A 4,438-nucleotide genomic window follows, 5' to 3' on the forward strand; every position below is an offset into this window, starting at 1 on the left:
GTGTTACGTTAAATTACTCATTACTTTCTTTTAAACCAAAGCAGTCCCACTCTATCAGCAATCGACTAAAATTATTTTTTGAAAGATATTTGGCATCTACACACTTACCATCATCATCGTACAGCACAAGGAAAAAAGAACTCGATTCTAGTGTACGACCTAACGAAAGCCATTGAGCAACAATTGTCTCGTAATGTTCTTGATATGATGCGATTTCAAAGCCTTTGTTATTCGATGTTTTAAAATAAATTTTTAGTTTCACGCTTTATCCCATTTATCTCATACACATCATATTTAAGACTAGGTTTGTGTGAGCAATTGAACGTTCTTAATAGACTTAGGCCAAAAAAAACCACTATATACGCAATTGAGCACTATTATAAAGTTACATGCATATCAACACTTTGTGAGTATTGCGTTATGGCTTTGTGTAAAATAAAAAAATACGACACTTTAGTAGATGCTCATACGATTAAACTTCTCGAAAATTTAACAATGGAAATTGGAAATGAAGAAGTTGCTCTACAAGTCACTATTTTGTCATTTGAAAAACTTTGGCATCAAATGGAAATGCATGGAGAGCCCAAAAACACATTTGAATGGCTTCAAATCGAAGCAAAGAAGCTCATAATTTAAAGCAACATAACGTTGTGGTGGTGATTATTATTCCTATTACGTTAAATAGCCGACTTAGCATCTCAAAACGCCAATCTGACGCTCTCAAAACGCTCCTGGAGCGTTTTTAAGCACTTATCCTTACCTAATTAGCCAGAAATCGGGCTGTAAGTTTGTGACGCTTTCAGAGCGATTTACAGGACAAAAAGTTCGCAGTTCGATTGAAACAAAAAACGCCCTCTAAGGGCGTTTTTTCTATGTTTTCATCTTATCGATGGCATCTTTGGTGATCAGCTCGTTAGCTATCTCTAAGTTCTCTTTGTACTTCTTCTCTTTGTACTTCTCATATTCAAATCGAGATAACGAACTTCTCGGATCGTACTCGTAACGCTGACAGAATTGCTCAAAAGTAACAGCTGCACTCATAGACACCTCTTAATCTTTAAACTGAAAACTTCGCATAAAGCTCTGGCTCTTTAGAGAGTAGAGTTAGGACTTTGCTTGCTAAACCTGTCGGATTTCTCCGTCCTTGCTCCCAACTTTTCACGGTATCAATACTCACATCCATCGCTTGTGCCAACTCTTTTTGGCTGACATCCAGTTGTGCTCGGATCGCTTTAACATCGGCAATCTCATAACGAGTGACATTCGCAGGAGTCTGCTCTCCTTTTGCAATCGCTTCGGCTTGCTTCATCGATGTATAAAGTTCATCAAAAATACTATTGCTCATTGTCATACTCTCTCTTAATCGACCTCGACACTTCTTTAAGGAGATTCTTCTCTTTCTGAGTTAAAGAGTCCTTTCTCCCTTTCTTGTACAGCAACACCAAATAGACAACATCAGGTTGGATCAGTAAGTAAATCGTTCGATAACCACCACTCTTACCTGTCGATTCTCCAGCAAGGCGAACTTTTCTTAGCCCTCCCGTTCCGACAATCAACGATCCCATTTCTGGGTTTTTGATGATGTCTGACTGCAACGCTCGAAACTCTTCATCCGTGAGCATCTCTTTTCGCTGAGATTCAAACAATGGCGTTTCAATAAACTCTAATGCGTAGCTAATAACCCGATCCTCTCCCAAAAGAATAGGAGTACATTGTACTCCTGGCAAGCGTATTTTCAAATGTATTAACGATTAAATCCGAAACCTCGACCTCTGCGATTTTGTCGTGCTAACGACTGCTCTTGCTGTATTGCTTTTCCAACGACTGGAGCTGCTGCGTCAAGTTGTTTACTTGCATGGTCAAGCTGCTCACACTGCTCTGTAAGCGTTGGTTCTCCTCGCTGCTCTGCTCGAATCTTTTCTCTAAATCCTTGTAGAGCTTCACGAACTCGCTGTGCTGCTCCTTGTGCTGCCTCTCTAAAACCTCGAAGGCGTGCAAAAGTTGTTTCTCTAGCTCGGTCATTTATTTCCTCTCCAACTTGATCAGCTCGTTCTTGCCATCGTTCATTGTCCACCCCTCCAGAATCGAGTAACCCTCTGGTATCACAATAAAACGTTCCCCTTTCTGGCTCTCGTACAGAGAAAGCCCCCAAGTCTTGTTCTGGAACTGCTCTAGGATCGCTTTTTGGCGGGCTATCTTTTTCTGATTGTCTAATATCGTCTGCCCTTGATACCAAGCGATCCCGTAACTGACGATCACCAAAAATAACAGGGTCACTGGCAACCAAATCCATGTTTTCATCACCAAGAGATTCAAACGTGATTGCTGCTCTTGGATGTCGTTTATGATTTTCTGCTCGCTTGATTTCAACGCATCTTGAATACGTTGTTCGTGCCTCTCGAAGTCTTTCTTTAGCGTTTGCTCGATAGCGTTGGCTTGCTTCTTCGATTGCGAATTGAAGTCCCTCGCCATATTCAAAATCTTGCTCATACAACAAACCTTTTAATCTTATGTTTCGTTTCCCACTTTCGGGATTCTTAATGCTGATGCTTTTAGCTGTCACTCTGGCAATCTCAAATCCTTTGCTTTCAAGCGCACCAATTAACCCTTTTCGACTACGGATCGCGCCTGATTGAGCAAGATTAAGTAGACCATCGGTAAGAAGTTGCTGAATCTCTTTTGCATCGGATGGAGTGTCTTTAGCACTCACCAAGCCTTGCTGATTAGCAGGGTCATCTGGGTCATGAAGCCCTAGTTCAAGATTCTTAATGGTGCGCCACGCATCGATACGAGGATTGTCTGCAAAGTGGTAGTAAGGTTGAAGTCGCTTGCCAGAATGAAGCTCAATATTTGGAATAACAAAATTCAGCTCTAACCGCCCTTTATCAAGATGCTCTACCCAAAGAATGGAGTATTGGTCTTTGTCTAAGCCTGGTAACAAAGCCTTTTCAAAATCAGCCATGAGGCGATCTTTAATCTCTTGTGATAAGTCCGTTTCAGCAAAACAGAGAAAGCCCGATGTGTACTTTTTGGCGTAAGGACTCGAATCAATGAGTGATTGAACTAAATCAGGATCGCCTTGATTGAGTGTCGCCCTCTCCCGATTTCTATCTTTCCCTAAGAGATAATCAACAGGGCCACTCCCAACGCCCTTACCTCTACGAGCGAACTGAACAATCATACTGAGATCTCATACTGTGCCATTATTTGCCCAAGCTGACGCTCGATTGCTGAAAGTTGAGCCAATACTTGAACCACATTCACGACATCATAATTCTGGGTATTCACTACTCTAGTGATCTGATTCAAGTTATTTCCAAGTCCAGATAACTGGCGCAATAATGCGGGGTCTACTTTAGGAACATTGGCTCTTTTAAGAGTCCGTTCCCCAAGACAAGTCTCTCTCACCCAAGGAGCTAATTCCGCACCATCACACCGATCTTTCAGAGCTTGAAGTTCAGTCTCAGTGACTCTGATCTTGATGGACTTTTCTCGTATTACTTTCTTCTTTTCAGTCATGGCAATTCTTTAGTTTGAGTGCTTTTAACTAGGGTTAAGGGAGCGTAGCGTCCCTTACAAGACACAATGACAACGTAACGAAGTGGAGGGGTCTTTGTGTAGCCTTGCTTATGTGCTTAACAAAAGATAGAAAGTAAGATAAAGAAATGCAAATAAGGGAAATCATGAAGTATCAAACAATGACAGTAAGAGCAAAGAGGAGGCTAGCCAAGCTAGCGCAAACCACCCTTTCGGCTGCGCCGACCCCTACCCATTTCAACTCAAATTTATGAGTGATTTGGGTATCTTTTTGGTCGCTTTCAGATTGGGTAAGTCTCTTCCCTTTCGGGCTGCCCTGCGCTGTGAGTAAGGCTTTACGCCCCCATTCCAGTCTCACAACACTAATCAATTATTCCTTTTCCGCAGTTCTCCCTCTAGCAGCTACAAGAGAGCGGTTTTATCGTGCTTTCGCAAGTTTTGATTAGTGCCTTTACCTGCCACCTTTGGAACTTCCCTTGGTCGGTGGCTGATGCGCATCGCTCTGTCCAAAACATCTTGAGTCCAAACAGAGTGCAGGAATACTTGAAGTGCTTAAACGATATGGGCTATCATGAAAGGACTTACACAGGCCGTCAAACCGGTAAGTATTCCGATCAAAGCCGACCTTGCAGGGTCGGTTTTGTCACATCTGGGGATTGAGATTACAACCAAAGAGCTGGGATCTCAACGATCCTTTTCTAAGGTAATGAACGTCCTCAAGAAAAACGCCTCCCATTGGGAGGCGTTTTTCGTATCTGCCAGATGTAAAAAAGGTCGCCGGTTTGGGCAACCTTTTGCGTTCTATCGTTCAGTTCGCACAACGAGTGTTACGTTAAATTACTCATTACTTTCTTTTAAACCAAAGCAGTCCCACTCTATCAGCAATCGACTAAAATTATTT

Annotated in this window: 9 protein-coding genes; 2 read left to right on the forward strand and 7 right to left on the reverse strand. The window is 42.2% G+C overall.

What is annotated here, in order from left to right:
* Positions 1 to 13: 13 nt before the first annotated feature.
* Entirely contained in the window at positions 14 to 262 is a 249-nt protein-coding gene (locus R7Z78_RS24055; protein WP_005398517.1) for a hypothetical protein, read from the reverse strand.
* 158 nt (positions 263 to 420) lie between these two features.
* Between R7Z78_RS24055 and R7Z78_RS24060 the strand changes: the two genes are divergently transcribed.
* On the forward strand, positions 421 to 636 hold the full coding sequence (locus R7Z78_RS24060; RefSeq protein WP_031819061.1) for a hypothetical protein: 216 nt from the start codon (positions 421 to 423) through the stop codon (positions 634 to 636).
* A gap of 234 nt (positions 637 to 870) precedes the next feature.
* Here the strand turns inward: R7Z78_RS24060 and R7Z78_RS24065 are convergent, their stop codons facing one another.
* From R7Z78_RS24065 to R7Z78_RS24085, 6 genes are all read right to left on the reverse strand, one after another.
* Positions 871 to 1,041, reverse strand: coding sequence for a hypothetical protein (locus R7Z78_RS24065; RefSeq protein ID WP_005398424.1), 171 nt, complete (start codon positions 1,039 to 1,041; stop codon positions 871 to 873).
* Positions 1,042 to 1,057: 16 nt separating this feature from the next.
* Positions 1,058 to 1,345, reverse strand: a complete 288-nt coding sequence (gene nadS, locus R7Z78_RS24070; RefSeq protein ID WP_029946694.1) for a NadS family protein — start codon at positions 1,343 to 1,345, stop codon at positions 1,058 to 1,060.
* A complete protein-coding gene (locus R7Z78_RS24075) occupies positions 1,335 to 1,727 on the reverse strand; it encodes a type II toxin-antitoxin system RelE/ParE family toxin (protein WP_224723981.1) in 393 nt (130 codons plus the stop codon). The genes nadS and R7Z78_RS24075 overlap by 11 nt, the downstream gene beginning before the upstream one ends.
* Positions 1,728 to 1,788: 61 nt before the next feature.
* On the reverse strand, positions 1,789 to 2,022 hold the full coding sequence (locus R7Z78_RS25075; protein ID WP_169567099.1) for an MbeD/MobD family mobilization/exclusion protein: 234 nt from the start codon (positions 2,020 to 2,022) through the stop codon (positions 1,789 to 1,791).
* The gene (locus R7Z78_RS25080) at positions 2,023 to 2,490 is read right to left on the reverse strand and encodes an MbeB family mobilization protein (protein WP_203506492.1); all 468 of its coding nucleotides are present in this window, start codon (positions 2,488 to 2,490) and stop codon (positions 2,023 to 2,025) included.
* Positions 2,491 to 3,177: 687 nt separating this feature from the next.
* Positions 3,178 to 3,519 carry a MobC family plasmid mobilization relaxosome protein gene (locus tag R7Z78_RS24085; RefSeq protein ID WP_025607773.1) on the reverse strand — a complete coding sequence of 114 codons (342 nt, stop codon included), beginning with the start codon at positions 3,517 to 3,519 and terminating at the stop codon, positions 3,178 to 3,180.
* A 589-nt stretch (positions 3,520 to 4,108) separates the two neighbouring features.
* On the opposite strand from R7Z78_RS24085, the gene R7Z78_RS24090 reads away from it, so the two are divergent.
* On the forward strand, positions 4,109 to 4,438 hold a 330-nt coding region (locus tag R7Z78_RS24090; protein WP_212733951.1), incomplete at its 3' end, for a hypothetical protein.

The sequence above is a fragment of the Vibrio sp. 1167 genome (genome assembly GCF_033340375.1).
Lineage (GTDB): Bacteria > Pseudomonadota > Gammaproteobacteria > Enterobacterales > Vibrionaceae > Vibrio > Vibrio alginolyticus.